23 protein-coding genes are annotated in these 23021 nt (G+C 72.3%); 13 read left to right on the top strand and 10 right to left on the bottom strand.

All coding sequences use genetic code 11. From position 1 onward, the window contains the following. Positions 1-19: 19 nt before the first annotated feature. From ACFY0O_RS07510 to ACFY0O_RS07495, 4 genes are all read right to left on the bottom strand, one after another. Entirely contained in the window at positions 20-1699 is a 1680-nt protein-coding gene (locus ACFY0O_RS07510) for an alkaline phosphatase D family protein (RefSeq protein WP_388943936.1), read from the bottom strand. Between the two features lie 127 nt (positions 1700-1826). Further along, entirely contained in the window at positions 1827-2621 is a 795-nt protein-coding gene (locus ACFY0O_RS07505) for a DsbA family protein (RefSeq protein WP_388943934.1), read from the bottom strand. A 44-nt stretch (positions 2622-2665) separates the two neighbouring features. Next, a complete protein-coding gene (locus tag ACFY0O_RS07500; protein WP_388943932.1) occupies positions 2666-3358 on the bottom strand; it encodes a hypothetical protein in 693 nt (230 codons plus the stop codon). Between the two features lie 85 nt (positions 3359-3443). Next, positions 3444-4769: a DUF2252 domain-containing protein gene (locus tag ACFY0O_RS07495; protein ID WP_358899350.1), complete on the bottom strand. Its 1326-nt coding sequence runs from the start codon at positions 4767-4769 to the stop codon at positions 3444-3446. Positions 4770-4938: 169 nt separating this feature from the next. Between ACFY0O_RS07495 and dnaE the strand changes: the two genes are divergently transcribed. Beyond that, positions 4939-8478, top strand: coding sequence for a DNA polymerase III subunit alpha (gene dnaE, locus ACFY0O_RS07490; RefSeq protein ID WP_358899349.1), 3540 nt, complete (start codon positions 4939-4941; stop codon positions 8476-8478). A gap of 121 nt (positions 8479-8599) precedes the next feature. On the opposite strand, the gene ACFY0O_RS07485 is transcribed toward dnaE, so the two are convergent. Beyond that, positions 8600-8767: a hypothetical protein gene (locus tag ACFY0O_RS07485; protein WP_358896992.1), complete on the bottom strand. Its 168-nt coding sequence runs from the start codon at positions 8765-8767 to the stop codon at positions 8600-8602. Positions 8768-8979: 212 nt separating this feature from the next. Here ACFY0O_RS07485 and ACFY0O_RS07480 point away from each other — a divergent pair, with 212 nt between their 5' ends. Genes ACFY0O_RS07480 through ACFY0O_RS07465 form a run of 4 tightly spaced genes read left to right on the top strand, consistent with a single transcriptional unit; the run spans position 8980 to position 12769 of the window. Then, the gene (locus ACFY0O_RS07480; protein WP_388943928.1) at positions 8980-10266 is read left to right on the top strand and encodes an NYN domain-containing protein; all 1287 of its coding nucleotides are present in this window, start codon (positions 8980-8982) and stop codon (positions 10264-10266) included. A gap of 28 nt (positions 10267-10294) precedes the next feature. Continuing rightward, positions 10295-11332, top strand: coding sequence for an ABC transporter ATP-binding protein (locus tag ACFY0O_RS07475; RefSeq protein WP_388943925.1), 1038 nt, complete (start codon positions 10295-10297; stop codon positions 11330-11332). After that, entirely contained in the window at positions 11329-12105 is a 777-nt protein-coding gene (locus tag ACFY0O_RS07470; RefSeq protein WP_388943923.1) for an ABC transporter permease, read from the top strand. Before ACFY0O_RS07475 ends, ACFY0O_RS07470 begins: the two co-directional genes overlap by 4 nt. Before the next feature lie 34 nt (positions 12106-12139). Continuing rightward, on the top strand, positions 12140-12769 hold the full coding sequence (locus ACFY0O_RS07465) for a hypothetical protein (protein ID WP_388943921.1): 630 nt from the start codon (positions 12140-12142) through the stop codon (positions 12767-12769). A 35-nt stretch (positions 12770-12804) separates the two neighbouring features. Here ACFY0O_RS07465 and ybaK read toward each other — a convergent pair whose 3' ends face one another. The 3 genes from ybaK to ACFY0O_RS07450 are packed head-to-tail and all read right to left on the bottom strand — an operon-like array spanning position 12805 to position 15680. Next, the gene (gene ybaK, locus ACFY0O_RS07460) at positions 12805-13299 is read right to left on the bottom strand and encodes a Cys-tRNA(Pro) deacylase (RefSeq protein WP_388943918.1); all 495 of its coding nucleotides are present in this window, start codon (positions 13297-13299) and stop codon (positions 12805-12807) included. A 4-nt stretch (positions 13300-13303) separates the two neighbouring features. Then, a complete protein-coding gene (locus ACFY0O_RS07455; protein ID WP_388943915.1) occupies positions 13304-14044 on the bottom strand; it encodes an LON peptidase substrate-binding domain-containing protein in 741 nt (246 codons plus the stop codon). 34 nt (positions 14045-14078) lie between these two features. Next, positions 14079-15680 carry an oxidoreductase gene (locus tag ACFY0O_RS07450; protein WP_388943913.1) on the bottom strand — a complete coding sequence of 534 codons (1602 nt, stop codon included), beginning with the start codon at positions 15678-15680 and terminating at the stop codon, positions 14079-14081. Positions 15681-15802: 122 nt separating this feature from the next. On the opposite strand from ACFY0O_RS07450, the gene hisD reads away from it, so the two are divergent. The 8 genes from hisD to hisF are packed head-to-tail and all read left to right on the top strand — an operon-like array spanning position 15803 to position 21516. Then, complete coding sequence (gene hisD / locus ACFY0O_RS07445; RefSeq protein WP_388943910.1) at positions 15803-17125, top strand: histidinol dehydrogenase; 1323 nt, start codon at positions 15803-15805, stop codon at positions 17123-17125. Next, positions 17122-18228, top strand: coding sequence for a histidinol-phosphate transaminase (locus tag ACFY0O_RS07440; RefSeq protein ID WP_358896977.1), 1107 nt, complete (start codon positions 17122-17124; stop codon positions 18226-18228). Before hisD ends, ACFY0O_RS07440 begins: the two co-directional genes overlap by 4 nt. Continuing rightward, positions 18225-18818, top strand: a complete 594-nt coding sequence (gene hisB, locus ACFY0O_RS07435; RefSeq protein WP_079426023.1) for an imidazoleglycerol-phosphate dehydratase HisB — start codon at positions 18225-18227, stop codon at positions 18816-18818. The genes ACFY0O_RS07440 and hisB overlap by 4 nt, the downstream gene beginning before the upstream one ends. A 2-nt stretch (positions 18819-18820) precedes the next feature. Then, positions 18821-18988 (top strand): hypothetical protein, encoded by a 168-nt coding sequence (locus tag ACFY0O_RS07430; RefSeq protein WP_167747577.1) that lies wholly within the window; start codon positions 18821-18823, stop codon positions 18986-18988. Next, on the top strand, positions 18985-19626 hold the full coding sequence (gene hisH, locus ACFY0O_RS07425; protein WP_358896974.1) for an imidazole glycerol phosphate synthase subunit HisH: 642 nt from the start codon (positions 18985-18987) through the stop codon (positions 19624-19626). The genes ACFY0O_RS07430 and hisH overlap by 4 nt, the downstream gene beginning before the upstream one ends. Next, the gene (gene priA, locus ACFY0O_RS07420) at positions 19626-20357 is read left to right on the top strand and encodes a bifunctional 1-(5-phosphoribosyl)-5-((5-phosphoribosylamino)methylideneamino)imidazole-4-carboxamide isomerase/phosphoribosylanthranilate isomerase PriA (RefSeq protein ID WP_344154086.1); all 732 of its coding nucleotides are present in this window, start codon (positions 19626-19628) and stop codon (positions 20355-20357) included. The genes hisH and priA overlap by 1 nt, the downstream gene beginning before the upstream one ends. Then, the gene (locus tag ACFY0O_RS07415) at positions 20354-20764 is read left to right on the top strand and encodes a RidA family protein (RefSeq protein ID WP_388943905.1); all 411 of its coding nucleotides are present in this window, start codon (positions 20354-20356) and stop codon (positions 20762-20764) included. The genes priA and ACFY0O_RS07415 overlap by 4 nt, the downstream gene beginning before the upstream one ends. After that, positions 20761-21516 carry an imidazole glycerol phosphate synthase subunit HisF gene (gene hisF / locus ACFY0O_RS07410; protein WP_388943902.1) on the top strand — a complete coding sequence of 252 codons (756 nt, stop codon included), beginning with the start codon at positions 20761-20763 and terminating at the stop codon, positions 21514-21516. Before ACFY0O_RS07415 ends, hisF begins: the two co-directional genes overlap by 4 nt. A 65-nt stretch (positions 21517-21581) precedes the next feature. Here hisF and ACFY0O_RS07405 read toward each other — a convergent pair whose 3' ends face one another. After that, complete coding sequence (locus ACFY0O_RS07405) at positions 21582-22025, bottom strand: hypothetical protein (RefSeq protein ID WP_388943899.1); 444 nt, start codon at positions 22023-22025, stop codon at positions 21582-21584. Between the two features lie 289 nt (positions 22026-22314). Next, the gene (locus tag ACFY0O_RS07400) at positions 22315-22947 is read right to left on the bottom strand and encodes a TIGR03085 family metal-binding protein (protein WP_388943896.1); all 633 of its coding nucleotides are present in this window, start codon (positions 22945-22947) and stop codon (positions 22315-22317) included. Positions 22948-23021: the final 74 nt, after the last annotated feature.

Here is a 23021-nt window from a genome sequence, read left to right as displayed (position 1 = left end):
TGACGGTCCGTCAGTGCATTCAGCGGACGGGCTGGTCGACCCGCTCCACCTTCTGCGTGCCGTTCAGGGTGCGGTACGAGCGGGCCCAGGACGAGGTCGCGTCCTGACGGCGCTTGTCCGAAACCACGTAGTAGTCCATCTGCGAGCGCTCGGCCGTCACGTCCAGCACGCCGTAGCCGTGCGAGTCCATGTCCAGCCACTTCACGTGCCAGTTCGCGGCCTTGATCGCCGATTCCGCCACCACCGACACGGTGTGCGGCAGTACGTGCAGTGTGTCGTCGATGTTGTCGGACGTCACCGACGTGACCACGAACTCGGTTCCCACCGTGCCCGATCCCGGGTAGGTGGCCATGTTCACCGGGACGTCGTTCGCCCAGGCCATGTGGATGTCGCCGGTCAGGAACACCGTGTTCTTGATGTTCCGGTCCTTCAAGTGCCCCAGGAGCTCCTTGCGATCGTCCGTGTAGCCGTCCCACTGGTCCGTGTTGACCGCGAGGCCGCCCTCGGGCAGCCCCAGCAGGTGCGTGAGCGGCTGGAGCAGCTGCGCGGGCAGCGAGCCGAAGGCCACCGGCGAGATCATCACCGAGGTGCCCACCAGCTTCCAGGTGGCCGTCGAGCCCGCCAGTCCGGCCTTGAGCCAGTCCAGCTGCGCCCGCCCGGTGATGGTGCGCTCCGGGTCGTCCACCGCGCCGCTGCCGGCCTTGACCTGCTCCGAGCGGAACGAGCGCAGGTCGAGCAGGTGCAGGTCGGCCAGGCTGCCGAAGCGCAGGCGACGGTAGACGGTACCCGCTATGGAGGCGCGCACGGGCATCCACTCGAAGTACGCCTGCTTGGCCGCGGCCGCGCGGGACGCCCAGTCGCCCTCGGTCCCCGGGGTGTGGTTGTTCGCGCCGCCGGACCAGGCGTTGTCGGCGAACTCGTGGTCGTCCCAGATGGCCACGATCGGGTGGGCCGCGTGCATCGCCTGGGCGTCGCGGTCCGTCTTGTACTGGCCGTGCCGGGTCCGGTAGTCGGCCAGCGTGATGATCTCGTTCTTCGGCTCGTGCGGCCGCACGACGTACTTGGCCGCCGGGTACTCGCCGGTCTGGTACTCGTAGAGGTAGTCGCCCAGGTGCAGGACCGCGTCCAGGTCGGTGCGGGCGGCCAGGTGGCGGTACGCCGAGAAGTAGCCGGACTCCCAGTTGGAGCAGGAGACCACGCCGAAGCGCACACCCGCGGTGGAGGCGTCGGCCGCCGGGGCGGTCAGGGTGCGGGCGACCGGGGAGACGGTGGCGCCGGCGGTGAAGCGGTACCAGTACGGGGTGTGCGGGCGCAGGCCGCGCACGTCCACCTTGACCGTGTGGTCGGAGGCGGCGCTCGCGGTGACGGAGCCCCGCGCGACGACGCCGGCGAAGGCCTTGTCCTCGGCCACCTCCCAGCCCACCGCGATGTCGGGGCCCACGCCCGAGCCGGGGACGGCCTCGGGGGTGGGGGTGACACGGGTCCACAGCAGGACGCCGTCGGGCAGCGGGTCGCCGGAGGCGACGCCGTGCAGGAAGGCGGGGGCGGATTCGGCCGCCCGGGCGGTGGTGGCGCCCAGGGCGAGCGGCGCGAGGGCGGCCGTGGCCGCGGCGGCCAGGACGACCGTGCGGCGGCGCGGATTCGCCGCGGTCGCGGCGGAGTCCGGGGCAGGGGTGAGGGGGGCGAGATGACTGGTCACGGGCGCTCATATTACTGATCGGTATGTGGCCGGGAATAGTCACCGAATGACAACGGGCGGGCGAACTTTGAGAGTTCGCCCGCCCGTTATGGCGGTAATGCGGAGGAAGGGGTGGCCTGACGGCCGATCAGCCCGCGATCGCCTTGTCGATGGCCGCGGTGAACGCCTCCGGGGTGGCCGGGGTGTCGATCTTCTTGCCGTCCATCTTCAGCGTCGGGGTGCCCGTGACGCCCGACTTGTCGAAGGACTTCGACATGTCCATCGCCCACCGGTCGTACGTGCCGTCCTCGACGGCCTTCTTGAACTCGGCGTTGCCCTTGAGCGCCGGGACGGTGTCCGCGACCTTCAGCAGGTAGTCGTCCTTGGCGAAGCTGTCGACGGTCTCGTCGGGGTGCAGCGCCTTGGAGTAGAGGGCCGCCTTGTAGTCGAGGAAGGCCTCGGGGCTGACGTTCAGCGCCGCGCCCAGCGCGCTCAGCGCGTTCTTCGAGCCCACGCCCTTGGCGCCGTTGTCGATGAAGGTCGCGCCGATGTACCGGAGCTTGAACTTGCCCGCGTCCACGTCCTTGCGGACCTGCTCGCCGACCGTCTGCTCGAAGGCGGCGCACGCGGGGCAGCGCGAGTCCTCGTAGAGCTCCAGGGTCTTCTTCGCCTCGGGCTTGCCGATGACCACGGTCAGGCCGTCCGCGCCCTCCGTGTTCTTCGGCTTGACCAGCGGGGCCTCGGCGGCCTTCTCCCAGTAGCCGGGCTGGTTGGACCGCACGACCGCGTAGCCGATGCCGCCGGCCAGGGCGAGGGCGGCGACGACGCCGGCGGCGACGAACACCTGGCGGCGGGCCTTGTCCTTCTTCGCCTGCCTCTCGCGCTCGACGCGCAGCTTCTCGCGGGCGGCGGCCTTGCTCTGCTGGCTGTTGCGGGAACTCATGGTGATCTCCGTGGGAGGTGCGGGGGACTGTCCGTACGTACGCGTCAGACGCTCGCGAGCGTCGCCGTCCGTACGGGAGGTCCCCGCCGGCCCACGGAATGCGCCGGGAAACGGGTACGGGCCGCCGCGCCGGGCCGCGCCGGGCGCAGCGCCCGCCCGGTCCGGCCGGGGACCGCCGCCACCGAGGCCGCCGCCAGCCGCAGCGGCCGGAAGGCGAAGGCGGCGACCGCCCGCAGCAGCCGCACCAGGGCCCGCTCGCCGTGGCGCAGCCAGGCGGCGGCGAGCAGCCCGACGCCGACGTGCGCGCCGAGCAGCAGCCAGGGCGTCCACGGTCCGGGGGCGGCCAGCAGGGCGGCCGGGTCGCCGGCCGGCCCGGTCACCTCGGTCAGCGGCCCGCCCACCGGGGTGCCGCCGCACAGCCCGTCCAGGCCGAGCGCGTGCAGCGGGCCGGCCACCGGGCCGCCCGCGGGGCCGTAGCAGACGCGCTGCCCGGCGGTGAAGACCGTGTCGGCCGCCAGCTCCAGCGGGACCAGCAGGCCGGCGATCGGCCCGAAGCCCCGCTCGCGGCCGGCCAGGGCGTAGGCGAGGGCGAACACCCCGGCGAAGGCGCCGGCGAGCAGGGCGGGCGGCATCGGCACCCGGGACAGGAGCACGTGGGAGCCGGCCGAGAGCAGCACGACGAGCGCGCTGAACAGCGCGGCCCGCAGCCCCCGGATCCTCACCCCTGATATGTCCATCGTCGCGAGTCTGCCACGGGTCCCTGTGGATCCGAGCCCTGGGTACCTGTGAATCCGTGCCCCCAGGTCCCGGACGCCACAGGAATCACGACGTGATCCGGCCGTTCCTGAAGAGGTCCACGAAGATCTGGTGGTCGGCGCGGGCCCGGGCCCCGTAGGCGTGGGCGAAGTCGACCAGGAGCTTGGCGAAGCCCTCCTCGTCGGCGGCGATGGCCGCGTCGATGGCCCGCTCGGTGGAGAAGGGGACCAGGGACTGGCCGCTCTCCGCCTCGTCGGCCGAGGCGTGCATGGTGGCCGTCGCCCGGCCGAGGTCGGCGACGACCGCCGCGATCTCCTCCGGGTCGTCCAGGTCGGACCAGTCCAGGTCCACCGCGTACGGGGAGACCTCCGCGACCAGCTGCCCGGCGCCGTCCAGCTCGGTCCAGCCCAGCCACGGGTCGGCGTGCGCCTGGAGGGCCCGCTGGGAGATCACCGTACGGTGGCCCTCGTGCTGGAAGTACTCGCGGACCGCCCGGTCCGTGATGTGCCGGGAGACGGCGGGGGTCTGCGCCTGCTTGAGGTAGATCACGACGTCGTTCTCCAGGGCGTCGCTGTGCCCCTCCAGCAGGATGTTGTACGAGGGGAGCCCGGCCGAGCCGATGCCCACGCCCCGGCGGCCCACCACGTCCTTGACCCGGTAGGAGTCCGGGCGGACCAGGGATTCCTCCGGCAGGGTCTCCAGGTAGCCGTCGAAGGCGGCCAGCACCTTGTAGCGGGTGGCCGCGTCCAGCTCGATGGCGCCGCCGCCCTCGGAGAAGCGGCGCTCGTGGTCGCGGATCTCGGTCATCGAGTCCAGCAGGGCGAAGCGGGTGCGGGAGCGGGCGTCGCGCAGGGCGCCCAGCAGGGGGCCCTCCGCGGTGTCCAGGGTGAAGGAGGGCACTTCCTCGTTCTTGGCGCCGGTGGCCAGCATGTGGATGCGCTCGCGGTAGGCGGCCGCGTAGGTGCGCACCAGGGCGCTGATCTGCTCGTCGCTGAGCGCCTTGGTGTAGCCGATCAGGGCCACCGAGGCGGCGAAGCGCTTGAGGTCCCAGGTGAAGGGGCCGACGTAGGCCTCGTCGAAGTCGTTGACGTTGAAGACGAGCCGGCCGTTGGAGTCCATGTAGGTGCCGAAGTTCTCCGCGTGGAGATCGCCGTGGATCCAGACCCGGCCGGTGCGCTCGTCCAGGTAGGGGCCGCCGTGCCGGTCGCGCTCCAGGTCGGCGTAGAAGAGGCAGGCCGTGCCCCGGTAGAAGGCGAAGGCCGAGGCGGCCATCTTCCGGAACTTGACCTGGAAGGCGGCGGGGTCGGCGGCGAGCAGCTCACCGAAAGCGGTGTCGAACACGTCGAGTATCTGCTCGGCGCGCTGCTCGTCGGTCGTCTCGGGAACCGCCATCGCGGATGCCTCCTGGTGCACGGGGTGGTACGGGGTCTGACCGACTGGACGTCGGACACGTGTTCCTGGTTCTGCAACGCCCGACCGTATCTCTCCGTGCCCCGGATCTGTCACCGGTGGGACGTAGGATTCATAGCTGCCGCCCCTCTCGCCCCCGGAGGCCTCCACCGTGTCGAAGACGCCCTTCACGCACCTGCACGTCCACACCCAGTACTCGCTGCTGGACGGTGCGGCTCGGCTGAAGGACATGTTCGCGGCCTGCAATGAAATGGGCATGACGCACATCGCCATGTCCGACCACGGCAACCTCCACGGCGCGTACGATTTCTTCCACTCCGCCCAGAAGGCCGGGATCACCCCGATCATCGGCATCGAGGCGTATGTCGCCCCCGAGTCCCGGCGCAACAAGCGGCGCATCCAGTGGGGCCAGCCGCACCAGAAGCGCGACGACGTCTCCGGTTCCGGCGGTTACACCCACAAGACGATCTGGGCGGCGAACGCCACCGGCCTGCACAACCTCTTCCGGCTGTCCTCCGACGCCTACGCCGAGGGCTGGCTGACCAAGTGGCCCCGCATGGACAAGGAGACCATCGCCCAGTGGTCGGAGGGCCTGATCGCCTCCACCGGCTGCCCCTCCGGCGAGGTGCAGACGCGACTGCGCCTCGGCCAGTTCGACGAGGCGATCAAGGCGGCCTCGGACTACAAGGACATCTTCGGCGAGGGCCGCTACTTCCTGGAGCTGATGGACCACGGCATCGAGATCGAGCGCCGGGTCCGCGACGGCCTGCTGGAGATCGGCAAGAAGCTCGGCATCCCGCCGCTGGTGACGAACGACTCCCACTACACCTACGCGCACGAGGCCGGCGCCCACGACGCCCTGCTCTGCATCCAGACCGGCAAGAACCTCTCCGACCCGGACCGCTTCAAGTTCGACGGCACCGGCTACTACCTGAAGTCCACGGACGAGATGTACGCCATCGACTCCTCGGACGCCTGGCAGGAGGGCTGCGCCAACACCTGGAAGGTGGCGGAGCAGGTCGACACCGAGGGCATGTTCAAGTTCCGCAACCTCATGCCCAAGTTCGACATCCCGGAGGGCCACACCGAGGTCAGCTGGTTCCGCGAGGAGACCATGCGCGGCATGCACCGCCGCTACCCCGGAGGCATCCCGGACGACCGGCTGAAGCAGGCCGAGTACGAGATGGACACGATCATCTCGATGGGCTTCCCGGGCTACTTCCTCGTGGTCGCCGACTTCATCATGTGGGCCAAGAACCAGGGCATCGCGGTCGGCCCCGGCCGAGGCTCCGCGGCCGGCTCGATCGTCGCCTACGCCATGGGCATCACCGACCTCGACCCCCTCACCCACGGTCTGATCTTCGAGCGCTTCCTCAACCCCGAGCGCGTCTCCATGCCCGACGTCGACATCGACTTCGACGAGCGTCGGCGCGTCGAGGTGATCAGGTACGTGACCGAGAAGTACGGCGCCGACAAGGTCGCCATGATCGGCACCTACGGCACCATCAAGGCCAAGAACGCGATCAAGGACTCCGCCCGCGTCCTCGGCTACCCGTACGCCATGGGCGACCGCCTCACCAAGGCCATGCCCGCCGACGTCCTCGGCAAGGGCATCCCGCTCTCCGGCATCCTCGACCCCTCGCACCCCCGCTACAGCGAGGCCGGCGAGATCCGCGGGATGTACGAGAACGAGCCCGACGTGAAGAAGGTCATCGACACCGCCCGCGGCGTCGAGGGCCTGGTCCGCCAGATGGGCGTGCACGCCGCCGGCGTGATCATGTCCAGCGAGACGATCACCGACCACGTGCCCGTCTGGGTGCGGCACACCGACGGCGTCACCATCACCCAGTGGGACTACCCGAGCTGCGAGTCGCTCGGCCTGCTGAAGATGGACTTCCTGGGCCTGCGCAACCTCACGATCATGGACGACGCCGTCAAGATGGTGAAGGCCAACAAGGGGATCGACATCGACCTCCTGGGCCTCCCGCTCGACGACCCCAAGACCTTCGAACTGCTCAGCCGCGGTGACACCCTCGGCGTCTTCCAGTTCGACGGCGGCCCCATGCGCTCCCTGCTGCGCCTGATGAAGCCCGACAACTTCGAAGACATCTCCGCCGTGTCCGCGCTCTACCGCCCGGGCCCGATGGGCATGAACTCGCACACGAACTACGCCCTGCGCAAGAACAAGCAGCAGGAGATCACCCCGATCCACCCCGAGCTGGAGAAGCCGCTCGAAGAGGTGCTCGCGGTCACCTACGGCCTGATCGTCTACCAGGAGCAGGTGCAGAAGGCCGCCCAGATCATCGCCGGCTACTCGCTCGGCGAGGCCGACATCCTGCGCCGCGTGATGGGCAAGAAGAAGCCCGAGGAGCTCGCCAAGAACTTCACGATCTTCCAGGAGGGCGCCCGCAAGAACGGCTACTCCGACCAGGCCATCCAGGCCCTCTGGGACGTCCTGGTCCCCTTCGCCGGCTACGCCTTCAACAAGGCCCACTCCGCCGCGTACGGCCTCGTCTCCTACTGGACCGCCTACCTCAAGGCGAACTTCCCCGCCGAGTACATGGCGGGCCTGCTCACCTCGGTCAAGGACGACAAGGACAAGTCCGCGATCTACCTGAACGAGTGCCGCCGCATGGGCATCAAGGTGCTCCCGCCCAACGTCAACGAGTCCGAGTCCAACTTCGCCGCCCAGGGCGACGACGTGATCCTCTTCGGCCTCACCGCCGTCCGCAACGTCGGGCAGAACGTCGTCGACTCGATCATCAAGACCAGGAAGTCCAAGGGGAAGTACTCCTCCTTCCCCGACTTCCTCGACAAGGTCGAGGCCGTCGTCTGCAACAAGCGCACCGTCGAGTCGCTGATCAAGGCCGGCGCCTTCGACGAGATGGGCCACACCCGCAAGGGCCTGGTCGCCCACCACGAATCGATGATCGACAACGTGGTCGCGGTCAAGCGCAAGGAGGCCGAGGGCCAGTTCGACCTCTTCGGCGGAATGGGTGACGAGGAGAGCAGCGAACCGGGCTTCGGCCTGGACGTGGAGTTCTCCGACGTCGAGTGGGAGAAGTCCTACCTGCTCGCCCAGGAGCGCGAGATGCTCGGCCTCTACGTCTCCGACCACCCCCTCTTCGGCCTGGAACACGTCCTCTCCGACAAGACGGACGCCGGCATCTCCCAGCTCACCGGCGGAGAGCACTCCGACGGCGCCGTCGTCACCATCGGCGGCATCATCTCCGGCCTCCAGCGCAAGATGACCAAGCAGGGCAACGCCTGGGCCATCGCCACCGTCGAGGACCTCGCCGGCTCCATCGAGTGCATGTTCTTCCCGGCCACCTACCAGCTCGTCTCCACCCAGCTGGTCGAGGACACCGTCGTCTTCGTCAAGGGCCGCCTCGACAAGCGCGAGGACGTCCCCCGCCTGGTCGCGATGGAGATGATGGTCCCCGACCTCTCCTCCGCCGGGACCAACGCCCCCGTCGTCCTCACCATCCCCACCGTCAAGGTCACCCCGCCGATGGTCACCCGTCTGGGCGAGATCCTGCGCCACCACAAGGGCAACACCGAGGTCCGGATCAAGCTCCAGGGACCGCGCACCACCACCGTGCTGCGCCTCGACCGGCACCGGGTCCAGCCCGACCCGGCCCTCTTCGGCGACCTCAAGGTGCTCCTCGGCCCCTCCTGCCTGGCCGGCTAGCCCGGACGGGCGAAGCGCCCGCCGCACGCACGGGAAGGGGGCCCGCCCCGGCACTGCCGGGGCGGGCCCCCTTCCGCTCTCACCGCTCGCGCGAAGGCGCCGGCCGCGCGTCCGTCGCGCGTCAGTTGTGGCCGAAGCGCTTCGACTTGCTCTTGTGGGCCATGTCCAGCGGACTGGGCGACTGCGCGGGGCGATCGGTGGACGTCTCCGTCGAGCCCTTGGGCATGTCCTGCCCGCCCGAGCGCACCTGCTGCTTCGCCGGCTGCTTCTGGTTCTTGTTCTTGGCCATGGAATGCCTCCGTGGGGGGTGTAGGGGCCAGGGCCGCCTTCACCCTCACACACCGCAACAAAGCGCGCATTTTGGATCATTGCCATCCGTAGCGGTGCCGACCGCCGCGCCTTCCGCGAGATACGCCACGCCGGTGATCCAGTTCCGGCCGTCAACGCCCTTGCGGTCGGGCAGACTCGGGGAAAACCTGTCGAGGACCCCCACGGAAGAGGGTGGAACGCGTGGACCGCTGCGTCGTCCTGGTGGATGCCGGATACCTGCTGGGCGCGGCCGCGAGCCTCCTCGCGGGAGAACCCTCGCGCTCCCGCATCACCGTCGACCACTCCGCCCTCATCCAGGGCCTGCGCGAGCGCGCCGAGGCCGACACCCAGCAGCCCCTCCTGCGGATCTACTGGTTCGACGGCGCCCCCGACCGGGTGCCCCAGCCCGAACACCGCCGGCTGCGCGTCATGCCCCGCGTCACCGTCCGCCTGGGCGCCCTGACCCGCAGCGACGGCCGCTGGGCCCAGAAGGGCGTCGACGCCGCCATGCACGCCGAACTCACCGAACTCGCCCGCAACCGGGCCTGCTCCGACGTGGTCCTCGTCACCGGGGACGGAGACCTGCTGCCCGGACTGATGTCCGCCAAGGAACACGGGGTCGCCGTCCACCTCTGGGCCGTCCAGGCCGCCGACGGCGACTACAACCAGTCCGAGGACCTCGTCGCCGAGGCCGACGAACGCCGCGTCCTCGACCGCGCATGGATCACCCGCGCCGTCCGCGCCCGCGACCTCGCCGGGCTGTGCCCCCCGCCGCCCGCACCGCGCCCCGAGATCGCCGCCATCCTCTCCGCCCCGCTGCCCGAGGCCGCCCTCGCCGAAGCCGCCCGCAACGGCACCCCCGCCACCCCCGAAGCCCCCTCCGCCGGAGCCGCCGTACCGGCCCCCGCCACCGAAGGCGCCAAGCCGTCGGTCCCCACCCCCAAGGACCTCGCCGCCCTGCGCGCCCCCGGCCAGGGCTCCGGCGCCACGCACCCCCACCCCGCCCCCAGTCCGGCCGGCAGCGCCCTGCGCTGGTCCTCCGACAAGGGGTGGATCGACCGGCCCGGCCCCCTCGGTGAACCCGCCGAGACCGCCTCCCTTCCCACCCTCGCGCAGCTCACCAGCGCCGAACAGCGCTGGGCCGACCGGGAGGAGGACATCACCACCGTCGGCGGCGACCCCTTCGAGGTCGGCCAGGTCTTCGCCCGCCGCTGGATGGAACGCCTCCCCGAAACCGGCCACCTGCAGAGGCTCGCCACCATGTACCCGCGCGTGCCGCACCGCATCGACGGGGAGCTGCTGCGCTACGCCGCGCGGTTCGGCCTCCTCGCGCACAAGGACGACCAGATCGACGAGCACGACCGCTACGCCATCCGCGCCGGGTTCTGGAGGGAGATCGACGTCCGCGCCGCGGCCGAGCACGTGGGCGGAGCGACGGCCTCCGCATCCGCGGCGCCGATGACCCCGGCGGCCGAGTGAGAGCGGAAGCCGCGTAGGCTGCTCCCTCGTGAGTACGGGCACAGCGCAGGCAGGACACGCCACGGCAGAGGCCGCGGGGGCGGCTTCCGGGGTGGTCTGCGCGGTGCGGGACCTGGTCAAGACCTACCCTGCGGTGCGCGGGCGGCGCGGCGTGCCCGCCCTCCCCGAGACCCGGGCCACCGACGCGATCTCCCTGGAGGTCCGGCGCGGCGAGATCTTCGGACTGCTCGGCCCCAACGGCGCCGGCAAGTCCACCCTGGTCCGCCAGCTCACCGGCCTGCTGCGTCCCGACTCCGGCTCCGTCACCCTCCTCGGCCACGACCTCGTACGCCACCCCGAGCGGGCCGCGCGCCTCCTGGCCTACCTGGGGCAGGAGTCCACCGCCCTCGACGAGCTCACCGTCGCCCTCGCCGCCGAGACCACCGGCCGGCTGCGCGGACTCGACGCACGCGCGGCCCGGACCGCCCGCGACGAGGTGCTGGAGGAGCTCGGGCTGACGCCCCTCGCCGGGCGCCCGCTGAAGAAGCTCTCCGGCGGCCAGCGCCGGCTCGCCTGCTTCGCCGCCGCACTGGTGGGGGAGCGGCCGGTCCTCGTCCTCGACGAACCCACCACCGGCATGGACCCCGTGGCCCGGCGCGCCGTCTGGTCGGCCGTGGACCGGCGCCGTGACCGGCACGGTGCCACCGTGCTGCTGGTCACCCACAACGTCATCGAGGCGGAGACCGTCCTCGACCGGGTCGCCGTCATCGACCAGGGCAGGGTCATCGCCTGCGACACCCCGGCCGGCCTCAAGGCCCGGGTCTCCGACGAGGTCCGCCTGGAACTGGTGTGGCGCACCGCCGCGCCGCTGGAGGTGCCCGAGGTCGCCGCGCTCGCGCCGCTGGCCGCCGAGTCCGGGCGCCGCTGGGTGCTCCGGCTGGGCCAGGACGAGGCCCGCGCCGCCGTCGCCGCCGTGACCGGCGGACCGGCCTTCGCCGCCCTCGACGATTTCACGTTGGCCACGCCGAGCCTGGAGGACGTCTACCTCGCGCTGGGCGGCCGGATGAAGGGTCTGGTCAAGTCGTGACCACCGCTGCCGCCCCCGCCGCCGTCCTGGCCCCCCGGGCCCGGCTGCTGCCCGCCCTCGCGGCCGTCTACCGGGCCCAGCTGTCCCGGGCCCGGGTCGCCCGGATACCCCTCCTCTTCGTCGCGACCTTCCAGTCCGTCGGGATCATGGTCCTGATGCGGGGCGTGGTGGACGGCGGCTCCGAGGCGCGGGCGGTCGTCGCCGGCTCGTCGGTCCTCGTCGTCGCCTTCGTCGCACTGAACCTCCTGGCCCAGTACTTCGGCCAGCTCCGGGCGAGCGGCGGGCTCGACCACTACGCCACCCTGCCGGTGCCGCCCGCCTCGGTGGTGCTGGGCGCGGCCGCCGCGTACGCCTCCTTCACCCTGCCGGGGACGCTGGTGACGGCCGTCTTCGGGTGCGTGCTGTTCGGGCTGCCGATGGGCGGGCTGTGGATCCTGGCCGCCGTGGTGCCGCTGGCCGGCGCCGCGCTGGCCGGGCTCGGCGCGGCCCTGGGCCTGCTGGCACCCCGGCAGGAGCTGGCCACCCTGGCCGGACAGCTGGGCATGTCGGCGGCGCTGCTGCTGGGGGTGCTGCCGGCGGAGCGGATGCCGCAGGTCGTCGTGTGGGCCCGGGACCTGCTGCCCTCCACCTACGGGGTGGAGGCCTTCGCACGGACCTTCGCCCCGCACCCGGACTGGGCGGCGGTCGCCGCCGACCTCGGCGTGTGCGCGGCGGTGGGGGTCCTCTCCCTGGCCGTGGCCACCTGGGCGTACCGGCGGGCGGCGGTCCGCTGACGCGGTCGCCGGGACCACCTGGCACGATGTGGGGGTGACCGAAGCCGTGACCCCGCCGCTGCCGCAGCCTCCGCCGTCCGACGGCCTTCTCGACCAGGAGCCCGCCGTCACCCCGGCGGACGTCCGCGACGGGGCCACCGTCGCCCTGGTGGTGGGCGTCTGCGGGGCGCTCCTCGGGGTGCTGTGGGCCTGGCTGGCGCCGCGCGTGCAGTACGTGGCCCACGGGCCGGCCGTCTTCCTGAAGAACACCGAGGGCGAGGCGCGGATCGGCGCCGACGGCACGTTCTTCCTGCTGTCGCTGGGGCTGGGCGTGCTGAGCGGGCTCGCGGTGTTCCTGTGGCGGCGGCGCGGGGGAGTCGCGCTGGTCGTCGGGCTCACGGTCGGGGCGTGCTTCGCCGCGCTGCTGGGGTGGCGGCTGGGGCTGTGGCTGGGGCCCGGCACCGATGTCGCCGCCGCGGCCGCCAAGGCGGGGGAGGACGTGCCGTTCGACGCGCCGCTGCAGTTGCTGGCGTACGGGGTGCTGCTGGGGTGGCCGATCGCCGCCGCCGTGATCCACCTGGCCCTGACGGCCGCCTTCGGCCCCCGGGATCCGGAACCGACCCCCTGGACGGGGTCGTACCCCCCGCCCCACGTCCACGCGGACACGAAGCCGCCGCAGGACTGAGGGCTGTTCTTCTGGATTTCGCGCAGCGGGAGGCGTTACGGGCGGGCGATCGGGGCGAGGACCGCGCCCGTCAGGGTCGCCAGGGCGGTCGGGGCGAGTTCGACCTCCAGGCCGCGGCGGCCCGCCGAGACGCAGATGGTGGCATGGCCGGAGGCGGAGGCGTCCAGGACCGTCGGCAGACGGCGGCGCTGCCCCAGCGGTGAGATCCCGCCCCGCACGTACCCCGTCGTCCGCTCCGCCAGCGCCGGATCCGCCATCGCGGCCCGCTTGCCGCCCACCGCGGCCGCCAGGGCCTTCAGGTCCAGCGAACCCGAGACCGGGACCACGGCCACCGTCAGCGCCCCGTCCACCTCCGCGACCAGGGTCTTGAACACCTGCTCCGGCGAGACCCCCAGCGCCTCGGCGGCCTCCTCGCCGTACGAGGGGTGGGCCGGGTCGTGCTCGTAGGCGTGGGTGGTGAACTCGACGCCCGACGCCGTCAGGGAGGTGATGGCGGGCGTACCCGCCGTCTGCTGCTTCTTCTTGGCCATGGCCTCAGTTCGGGCTCGTCGGGGCGCGGGTCAGTTCCACCGCCGGGAGGGACGGGAGGTGGCGGATCACCGCGGTCTCGGTGCGGAGCAGCTTCAGCTCCTCCGCCAGCCGCGTCGCGGTGTCCGGGGCCTGGAGCAGGCGCTGCTTCGACGGGATGTCCAGCACGGCCGCCGCCGCGACCAGGTACGACACCACCGACGGCTCGTCCGGCAGGTCCGGCGCCGACGCCAGGGACCGCTCCCGGGCACCCGCCAGCCGCTTCTGGTAGCTGCGGAAGGCCCGCAGGACCCCCTCGGACAGGGCGCCCGCGCCGTCCCCGGCGTCCTCCGAGAGCTCCTCCAGCTCGGCGACGAGGAAGGGGCCCGAGGAGTCCACGGACAGCAGCCGCACCCGTGTCGTCCCGGTGGCGAGGACCTCGAAGCTGCCGTCCTCCCGCTCCCGGATCGTGGCCGCGTCCGCGATGCAGCCGACCCGGTGGAACGCCTGGATCGGGTCCGCGCCGAAGCCCGCCGCCGGGCCCTTCTCGGGCAGGGACGTCGGGTCGGGCAGCCCGGGCGCGGTCGGCGCGACCTCCCGGCCGTCGCGGATCGCGACGACGGCGAACCGGCGCGGCTCGTCCTCACCGATCTTCAGCAGCTCGCGCATCATGGCGCGATACCGCTCCTCGAAGACGTTCAGCGGCAGCACGAGGCCCGGGAACAGCACCGAGTTCAGTGGGAAGAGGGGCAGGCGAACGGTGGTCACGACCCACAGGGTAGTGGCCGCGGCCGCCGGGCCGTCACCCCCGCCGCAGCAGCCGGGACGCGCCCGCGGCCACCGTCGTGGCCAGGATCCACCCCAGCAGGACCAGCGCCGCCGAAGCCCACTGCCAGGCACCTTGTGTCTTCCACTGGCCCTCCTGGCCGAGGTCGATCACCGGCAGCAGGAGGTCGAGGGCGTACAGGGCGGCGTTCCAGGCGGGGTGCTCGTCCGCCTTCAGGGGCTCCGGGCGGTGCCGCAGGAACAGCAGGGTGCCCGCCGCCCACAGGACCGCCATCCACAGCGCGGCCCGCCCCGGCCGGTACCCGTAGAGCACCGTCCAGTCCTGGAGGTACCCCCAGGCCCGCCCGGCCGGCGAGAGCGTGGCCCGCCGGCGCCGCTCCTTGGCCAGCAGCACCTCGCGGGCGTCGGAGTCCTCCCCGCGGGCCCGCAGCACGGCGGCGAGCCGCTCGTAGGGCTCCGGCGAGTAGTCGGGGCTGGCCGCCCCCACCCACTCCAGGCGCCGCTCCAGCGGGAAGTGCCCCCTCGGCGCGAGGGTCTCGTAGGAGAAGCCCTCCATCAGCAGCCGGCCCGGCCCCGGCCAGCTCGTGGAGCGGTCCACCAGCCGCACCACCGTCGCCCCCGACAGCACCACCCGGCCCTGCTCCGGCGCGTCCCCGACGAAACGCAGCTCCGGCGTCTGGATCCGGCGCAGCGACACCTCCTGCTCCGGCTGGAGCTCGAAGCTGGCCCCGTAGAAGTCGACGGAGTCCCCGATGCGGCCGTCGTCCAGCCGCAGCCCGCCCCGGCACTCGAACGGCCGCGTCGGGACGCCCCGGGTCGGCGTCCGGCTCCAGTCGTACGGGCGCGAGGGGTCCCCGGTGGCCGGGCCCAGGGCGGCGGAGGTCAGGTAGAGGGTGCGCTCCACGCTGAGGGTGGGCGCGTTCAGGGCGCGCCGGCCGTAGGGGTTGCGCAGCAGGGCCCCGCGCAGGCTCATGGACGCCCCGATCCGGGCGCCGCGCAGGCTGACCTCGCCGTTCGTCTCCAGCAGCTCGGCCTGGAAGTCCTGGGCGACGACGAGGCCGTCGGCGGCGATCGCCCGCCCCCGCCCGTCCCGCTGCACCACGGTGCTGCCGATCAGCAGGTCGGTGCCGATCTGCGCGTCGGTCAGCCGGATCCCGGCCGCCACCCGGCAGCGCGCCAGGTGCAGGTCGCCCTCGGTGTGCAGCCGGGCCCCGTCCAGCCGGGGGATCGCGCAGTTGTCGAGCCGCAGGGTGCCGAAGCGGGTCTCGGAGACCTGGACCTCGCCGTCGAAGCGGCAGGAGCGGATCTCCACGTACGGGGCGACCGTGCCGCCGGAGAGGTCCAGCCGGCCGGTGATCCGGGCGCCGCGCAGCTTCAGGCAGCCGACCCGGCCGGGCACCGGCGCGGGTCCGGCGAGCAGCAGGTGGGCCACCACCTCCGCCCGGACCCGCCGCTCGGGCCCCCAGGGGCGGTCCCCGTGCGGATCGTCCCCTTCGGCCGAGTGCGTGCTCAGGTCGCAGACGGTGCCCGCGCGGAAGGTCTCCCACATGAGCCGCTCGGGATCGGTGAGGTCGTCCGGACGCCCGTCCCCGTACGCGTCCTCGTGCGCTTCCGCCATGGCAGCCCCCCGCCGTCATCCCCGTGTACGGGAAAGCTAATCGCAGCCTGTGACATCCGGGGCGTGTATCAGCCAGTGATACGGGCGGACGGTGGTGGGAGCCGGTCTGAGAGAATTGGGACGTGATCTCTCGTATCGACCTGCGCGGTGACGCCCTCCCCGAGGGTGGCGCCCTGCGCGATCTGCTGCCCCGTGCCGAGTTCGACGTGGAAGCCGCCCTGGAGAAGGTGCGGCCCATCTGCGAGGACGTCCATCATCGTGGCACGGCGGCGCTGATCGAGTACGCGCGGAAGTTCGACGGGGTCGAGCTCACGCAGGTCCGGGTACCGGCGCAGGCCCTCACGGCCGCGCTGGAACAGCTGGACCCGGCGGTCCGCGCCGCCCTGGAGGAGTCGATCCGGCGCGCCCGGATCGTGCACCGCAACCAGCGCCGCGCCGAGCACACCACCCAGGTGGTCCCCGGCGGCACCGTGACCGAGAAGTGGGTTCCCGTCGAGCGCGTCGGCCTGTACGCGCCCGGCGGCCGCTCCGTGTACCCGTCCTCCGTCGTCATGAACGTGGTCCCCGCCCAGGAGGCAGGCGTCGAGTCCATCGCGCTCGCCTCCCCGCCGCAGAAGGAGTTTGAGGGGCTGCCGCACCCGACCATCCTGGCCGCGTGCGCGCTGCTCGGCGTCGACGAGGTGTACGCGGCCGGCGGCGCCCAGGCCGTCGCGATGTTCGCGTACGGCACGGACGAGTGCGCCCCCGCGAACATGGTCACCGGCCCCGGCAACATCTGGGTCGCCGCGGCCAAGCGCTACTTCACCGGGAAGATCGGCATCGACACCGAGGCCGGCCCGACCGAGATCGCCGTCCTCGCCGACTCCACGGCCGACCCGGCGCACGTCGCCGCCGACCTGATCAGCCAGGCGGAGCACGACCCGATGGCCGCCGCCGTCCTCGTCACGGACTCCGCCGAGCTCGCGGACGCCGTGGAGAAGGAGCTGGAGCCGCAGGTCGCCGCGACCAAGCACGTCGAGGACCGGATCAAGCCCGCCCTGGCGGGCAAGCAGTCCGCGATCGTCCTGGTCGACGACCTGGAGGCGGGTCTCAAGGTGGTCGACGCGTACGGCGCCGAGCACCTGGAGATCCAGACCGCCGACGCCGCCGGCTGGGCCGCCCGCGTCCGCAACGCCGGCGCGATCTTCGTCGGCCCCTGGGCACCGGTCTCCCTCGGCGACTACTGCGCCGGGTCCAACCACGTCCTGCCCACCGGCGGCTGCGCCTGCCACTCCTCGGGCCTGTCCGTGCAGTCCTTCCTGCGCGGCATCCACATCGTCGACTACACCCGCGACGCCCTCGCCGAGGTCACCCACCACGTGGTCACCCTCGCCGAGGCCGAGGACCTGCCCGCGCACGGCGCCGCCCTCAAGGCCCGCTTCGGCTGGAAGGTGCCGACCCCGTGACCGGCATCGACGACCTGCCCATCCGCGACGAGCTCCGCGGCAAGACGCCGTACGGCGCCCCCCAGCTGGACGTCCCCGTCCAGCTGAACACCAACGAGAACCCGTACGAGCTCCCCGAGCCCCTGGTCCGGCGCATCGCCGAGCGCGTCGCCGAGGCCGCCCGCACCCTCAACCGCTACCCCGACCGGGACGCGGTCGAGCTGCGCACCGAGCTCGCGAAGTACCTCACCCGCACCGGCAAGCACCCGGTCTCCCGGGAGAACGTCTGGGCCGCCAACGGCTCCAACGAGGTCCTCCAGCAGCTGCTGCAGACCTTCGGCGGCCCGGGGCGCACGGCGATCGGCTTCGAGCCCTCCTACTCGATGCACGCGCTCATCGCGCGCGGCACCGGCACCGGCTGGATCTCCGGCCCCCGCCGGGAGGACTTCACCATCGACGTGGAGGCCGCAGAGCGGGCCATCGCGGAGCACGCCCCCGACGTCGTCTTCATCACCTCGCCCAACAACCCCACGGGGACCGCGGTCGAGGCGGAGACGGTCCTGGCCCTCTACGAGGCCGCCCAGGCGGCCAAGCCCTCCCTGGTCGTCGTGGACGAGGCGTACGTGGAGTTCTCCCACCGCGACTCCCTCCTCCCGCTGATCGAGGGCCGCCCGCACCTGGTGGTCTCCCGGACCATGTCCAAGGCCTTCGGCGCGGCCGGCCTGCGCCTCGGCTACCTCGCCGCGCACCCCGCCGTGGTCGACGCCGTGCAGCTCGTACGCCTGCCGTACCACCTGTCGGCCGTCACCCAGGCGACCGCGCTGGCCGCCCTGGAGCACACCGACACCCTGCTCGGCTACGTCGAGCAGCTCAAGGCCGAGCGGGACCGCCTCGTCACCGAGCTGCGGGCCCTCGGCTTCGAGGTCACCGAGTCCGACGCGAACTTCATCCAGTTCGGGAAGTTCGAGGACTCCCACACCGCCTGGCAGAAGATCCTCGACCAGGGCGTCCTGGTCCGGGACAACGGCGTACCGGGCCGGCTGCGGGTCACCGCGGGCACCCCGGCCGAGAACGACGCGTTCCTGGAAGCGGTTCGCGCACTGAAGAAGGAGCAGCAGGCATGAGCCGCATCGGACGGGTCGAGCGCACCACGAAGGAGACCTCGGTCCTGGTCGAGATAAACCTCGACGGCACCGGCCGGGTCGACGTCTCGACGGGCGTGGGATTCTACGACCACATGCTCGACCAGCTCGGCCGCCACGGCCTCTTCGACCTCACGGTCAAGACGGACGGCGACCTGCACATCGACAGCCACCACACCATCGAGGACACCGCCCTCGCGCTGGGCGCCGCCTTCAAGCAGGCCCTCGGCGACAAGGTCGGCATCTACCGCTTCGGCAACTGCACCGTGCCGCTGGACGAGTCCCTCGCCCAGGTCACCGTGGACCTCTCCGGCCGCCCCTACCTCGTGCACACCGAGCCCGAGAACATGGCGCCGATGATCGGCGAGTACGACACGACGATGACCCGGCACATCCTGGAGTCCTTCGTCGCGCAGGCCCAGATCGCCCTGCACGTCCACGTCCCGTACGGCCGCAACGCCCACCACATCGTGGAGTGCCAGTTCAAGGCGCTGGCCCGCGCCCTGCGCTACGCCTCCGAGTTCGACCCGCGCGCGGCCGGCATCCTGCCCTCCACGAAGGGCGCCCTCTAGAAGTGAACGGCCTCAACACCGTCCTCATCGTCCTCGGCCTGTTCCTGGCCGGGGGCGTCTACTCCTTCCAGAAGCAGAAGATGCCCAAGTCGGTGATCGTTCTGCTCGCCCTCGGCTCCGCCATGTGCCTGGCCGCCGGGATCCTGCGAATCCAAGGAATCTGGGAATGAGCGCCAAGAAGAACGTCGTGGTCTTCGACTACGGCTTCGGCAACGTCCGCTCCGCCGAGCGCGCCCTCGCGCGCGTCGGCGCGGACGTCGAGATCACCCGCGACTACGACAAGGCCATGGACGCCGACGGCCTCCTCGTGCCCGGCGTGGGCGCCTACTCCGCCTGCATGCAGGGGCTCAAGGACGCCCGCGGCGACTGGATCATCGGCCGCCGGCTCTCCGGCGGCCGCCCCGTCATGGGCATCTGCGTCGGCATGCAGATCCTCTTCGAGCGCGGCATCGAGCACGGCGTCGAGACCGAGGGCCTGGACGAGTGGCCCGGCACCGTCGGCCCGCTGAAGGCCCCCGTCGTCCCCCACATGGGCTGGAACACCGTCGAGGCACCCGCCGACAGCCAGGCCTTCGCCGGCCTGGACGCCGACGCCCGCTTCTACTTCGTGCACTCCTACGCGGCCCACGACTGGACCCTGGAGGTCACCAACCCCAGGATCAGGGGCCCCAAGGTCACCTGGGCCACGCACGGCGAGCGGTTCGTCGCGGCGGTGGAGAACGGGGCCCTGTGGGCCACCCAGTTCCACCCCGAGAAGTCCGGCGACGCCGGCGCCCAGCTCCTCACCAACTGGATCGAGACCCTGTGATGACCGCACCCACGCTCGAACTCCTCCCCGCGGTCGACGTCCGCGACGGCCAGGCCGTACGTCTCGTGCACGGCGTCTCCGGCAGCGAGACCTCCTACGGCTCCCCGCTGGAGGCGGCCCTCGCCTGGCAGGCCTCCGGCGCCGAGTGGCTGCACCTCGTCGACCTGGACGCCGCCTTCGGCACCGGTGACAACCGCGCCCTGGTCGCCGAGATCACCCGCGCCATGGACATCAAGGTGGAGCTGTCCGGCGGCATCCGGGACGACGCCACGCTCGCCGCGGCCCTCGCCACCGGCTGCACCCGCGTCAACCTCGGCACCGCCGCCCTGGAGACCCCCGAGTGGGCCGCCAAGGCCATCGCCGAGCACGGCGACCGGATCGCCATCGGCCTGGACGTGCGCGGCACCACCCTCAAGGGCCGCGGCTGGACCAGCGAGGGCGGCGACCTCTACGAGACCCTCGCCCGCCTGGACTCCGAGGGCTGCGCCCGCTACGTCGTCACCGACATCGGCAAGGACGGCACCCTCACCGGCCCCAACCTGGAGCTGCTGAGGAACGTCTGCGCCGCCACCGACCGGCCCGTCGTCGCCTCCGGCGGCGTCTCCTCCCTGGACGACCTGCGGGCCCTGTCCGAGCTGGTCCCGCTGGGCGTCGAGGGCGCGATCGTCGGCAAGGCCCTGTACGCCAAGGCCTTCACCCTGGAAGAGGCCCTGGAGGCGGTCCGCGCATGAGCACCTCCGACTCCTCCGCCCCCTCCGGCTCCGGCGTGCGCCGGATCTCCTCCGGCGGCCCCTACGAGGACGTGATCGGCTACTCGCGCGCCGTCGCCCTCCCCAACGGCCTGGTCCTGGTCTCCGGGTGCACGGCCGCCGACGCGGGCGGCCCCTACGACCAGACGGTCAAGGCCTTCGAGGTCGCCTTCAAGGCGCTCGCCGAGGCCGGGATGGGCCCCGAGCACGTGGTCCGCACCCGGATGTACCTCACCCACGCCCGTGACGTCGAAGAGGTGGGCCGCGCCCACAAGACCCTCTTCGACGCCGTCCGCCCCGCCGCCTCCATGATCATCGTCAATGGCTTCGTCGAGCCGGGCATGGTCGTCGAGGTGGAGGTAGAGGCCTTCAAGGAGGTCGCGCGATGAGCCTCGCCGTACGTGTGATCCCCTGCCTGGACGTGGACAACGGCCGCGTCGTCAAGGGGGTCAACTTCCAGAACCTGCGGGACGCCGGCGACCCGGTGGAGATGGCCAAGCTCTACGACGCCGAGGGCGCCGACGAGCTGACCTTCCTCGACATCACCGCCTCCTCCGGCAACCGCGAGACCACCTACGACGTGGTCCGGCGGACCGCCGAGCAGGTCTTCATCCCGCTCACCGTCGGCGGCGGCGTCCGCACCGCCGAGGACGTGGACAAGCTGCTGCGGGCCGGCGCGGACAAGGTGGGCGTCAACACGGCCGCCATCGCCCGCCCCGAGCTGATCCAGGAGATCGCCGAACGCTTCGGCCGCCAGGTGCTCGTGCTGTCGGTCGACGCCCGCCGCAGCGAGTCCGGCTCCTTCGAGGTCACCACCCACGGCGGCCGCCGGGGCACCGGCATCGACGCCGTCGAGTGGGCGCACCGCGCGGCCGAGCTGGGCGCCGGGGAGATCCTGCTCAACTCGATGGACGCCGACGGGACCAAGGACGGCTACGACACCGAGATGATCGCCGCCGTCCGCAAGCACGTCACCGTCCCGGTGATCGCCTCCGGCGGCGCCGGGAAGCTGGAGCACTTCCCGCCCGCCATCGCGGCGGGCGCCGACGCGGTGCTCGCGGCGTCGGTGTTCCACTTCGGCGACCTGCGGATCTCCGAGGTCAAGGCGACCCTGCGCGAGGCGGGCCACCCCGTCCGCTGACCGCGGCCGCGCACGTGCCGACGGGGGCACCCGGGGACCGCCCCGGGTGCCCCCGCCGGGGTTCCCTAGCGGAAGTCGTCGGACGAGTCGGCGTCGTCCTGCTGGTGGTCGTGCTCCATCTGCTGGCCCTGCTCGGGCCTCTGCTGCTTGTCCGCCTGCTGCTCCTGCTTGCGCACCGGCTCGAAGGCCACCGCGGCGGCCTTGAAGTCGCCGGCCTTCTCGCGCGGCTGGAGGACGATGTGGGGCTCGCCCTCGCACATGTCGTTGTCGAAGAGCAGCGCGGCCGTGTCGCTGTCGTTCACGGCTTCGACGACGTCCGACGCGGCGGACGGCAGGGCATGGCATTTGTCCGCGCCCGTGTCCTTGACCTGGGCGCTCTTCTCGGCGTTGCTCTGGTCCACGTACACGTAGTTCAGGGCCTTGCCGTCGTCGGCGAACGCCTGGGCTCCGGCGGGGAGGACCAGCGCGAGGGCTCCGGCGAGGGCGGCGGCGGTGGTGCGAAGACGCATGGGGGGTTCCGTTCCTTCCACGGTGACGACACCGAACCGGTCGGCATCCGTGACGGAGCGTAGGGACGGGGCGGGCTGCGGAAACCTTTTCCCTGGGCCCGCCATGCCCGATTTCACCGGCCCGGCGGTACCGGGCCCGGGGGCCGCGCCCCGGACCCGGCGCGGCGGCTGACCCGCGGGCGGCGGCGCTTCGGCCGCGGTCCGGGCCGCCGGCGGACGGAGTCCGCCGCAGCGCCGCGAAGCCGGTGAGGCCGGCCACGGCCGAGCCGCGCGAGCGGCGCGTGAAGGATCAGATGCCCAGCTGCGCCACCGTCAGGCGGGAGACGGCCTCCTTCTCGCCCTCCAGGTCCACCGAGGCGGCGGCCTGGCGGCCGAAGCAGAACAGGGTCAGCTCACCCGGCTCGCCCGTCACCGTCACCACCGGCAGCCCCTTGTGCGCCACCGCCGTACGCCCGTCCGGACGCCGCAGCACCAGTCCCACCGGCGAGCGCCGCCCCGTCAGCCGGGCCAGCTTCTCCAGCCGGGACCACAGCGCGTCCGAGAACACCGGGTCCAGCGTCCGCGGCGACCAGTCCGGCTGGGCCCGGCGCACGTCCTCCGCGTGGACGAAGAACTCCACCGCGTTCGCCGCCTCGTCCACCTGCTTGAGCGCGTACACGGACAGCCTGGGCGGCCCGGTGCGGATCAGCTGGACGAGCTCCTCGTACGGCTTCGCCGTGTACTCGGCCATGGCCCGGTCGAGCCGCTCCTTGAGGACCTTCAGCAGCAGGCCCCCCGCCGCGTCCGGCCGGCGCTCGCGGACGACCACGTGCGCGGCCAGGTCCCGGCAGGTCCAGCCTTCGCACAGCGTCGGGGCCTGCGGCCCGGCGGCCTCCAACAGATCGGCCAGCAGCAGGCGTTCACGCTTCGCATGGGTAGACATACCGGCCAGCCTACGGCCGGAACCCGTTTCGCGGCTGCCCATCAGTCGGACGGAGATCAATGGGGGGCACCCCG

The sequence above is a fragment of the Streptomyces sp. NPDC001594 genome (assembly GCF_042893675.1).
Lineage (GTDB): Bacteria > Actinomycetota > Actinomycetes > Streptomycetales > Streptomycetaceae > Streptomyces.
This window is presented reverse-complemented; position numbering and strand designations above follow the sequence as displayed.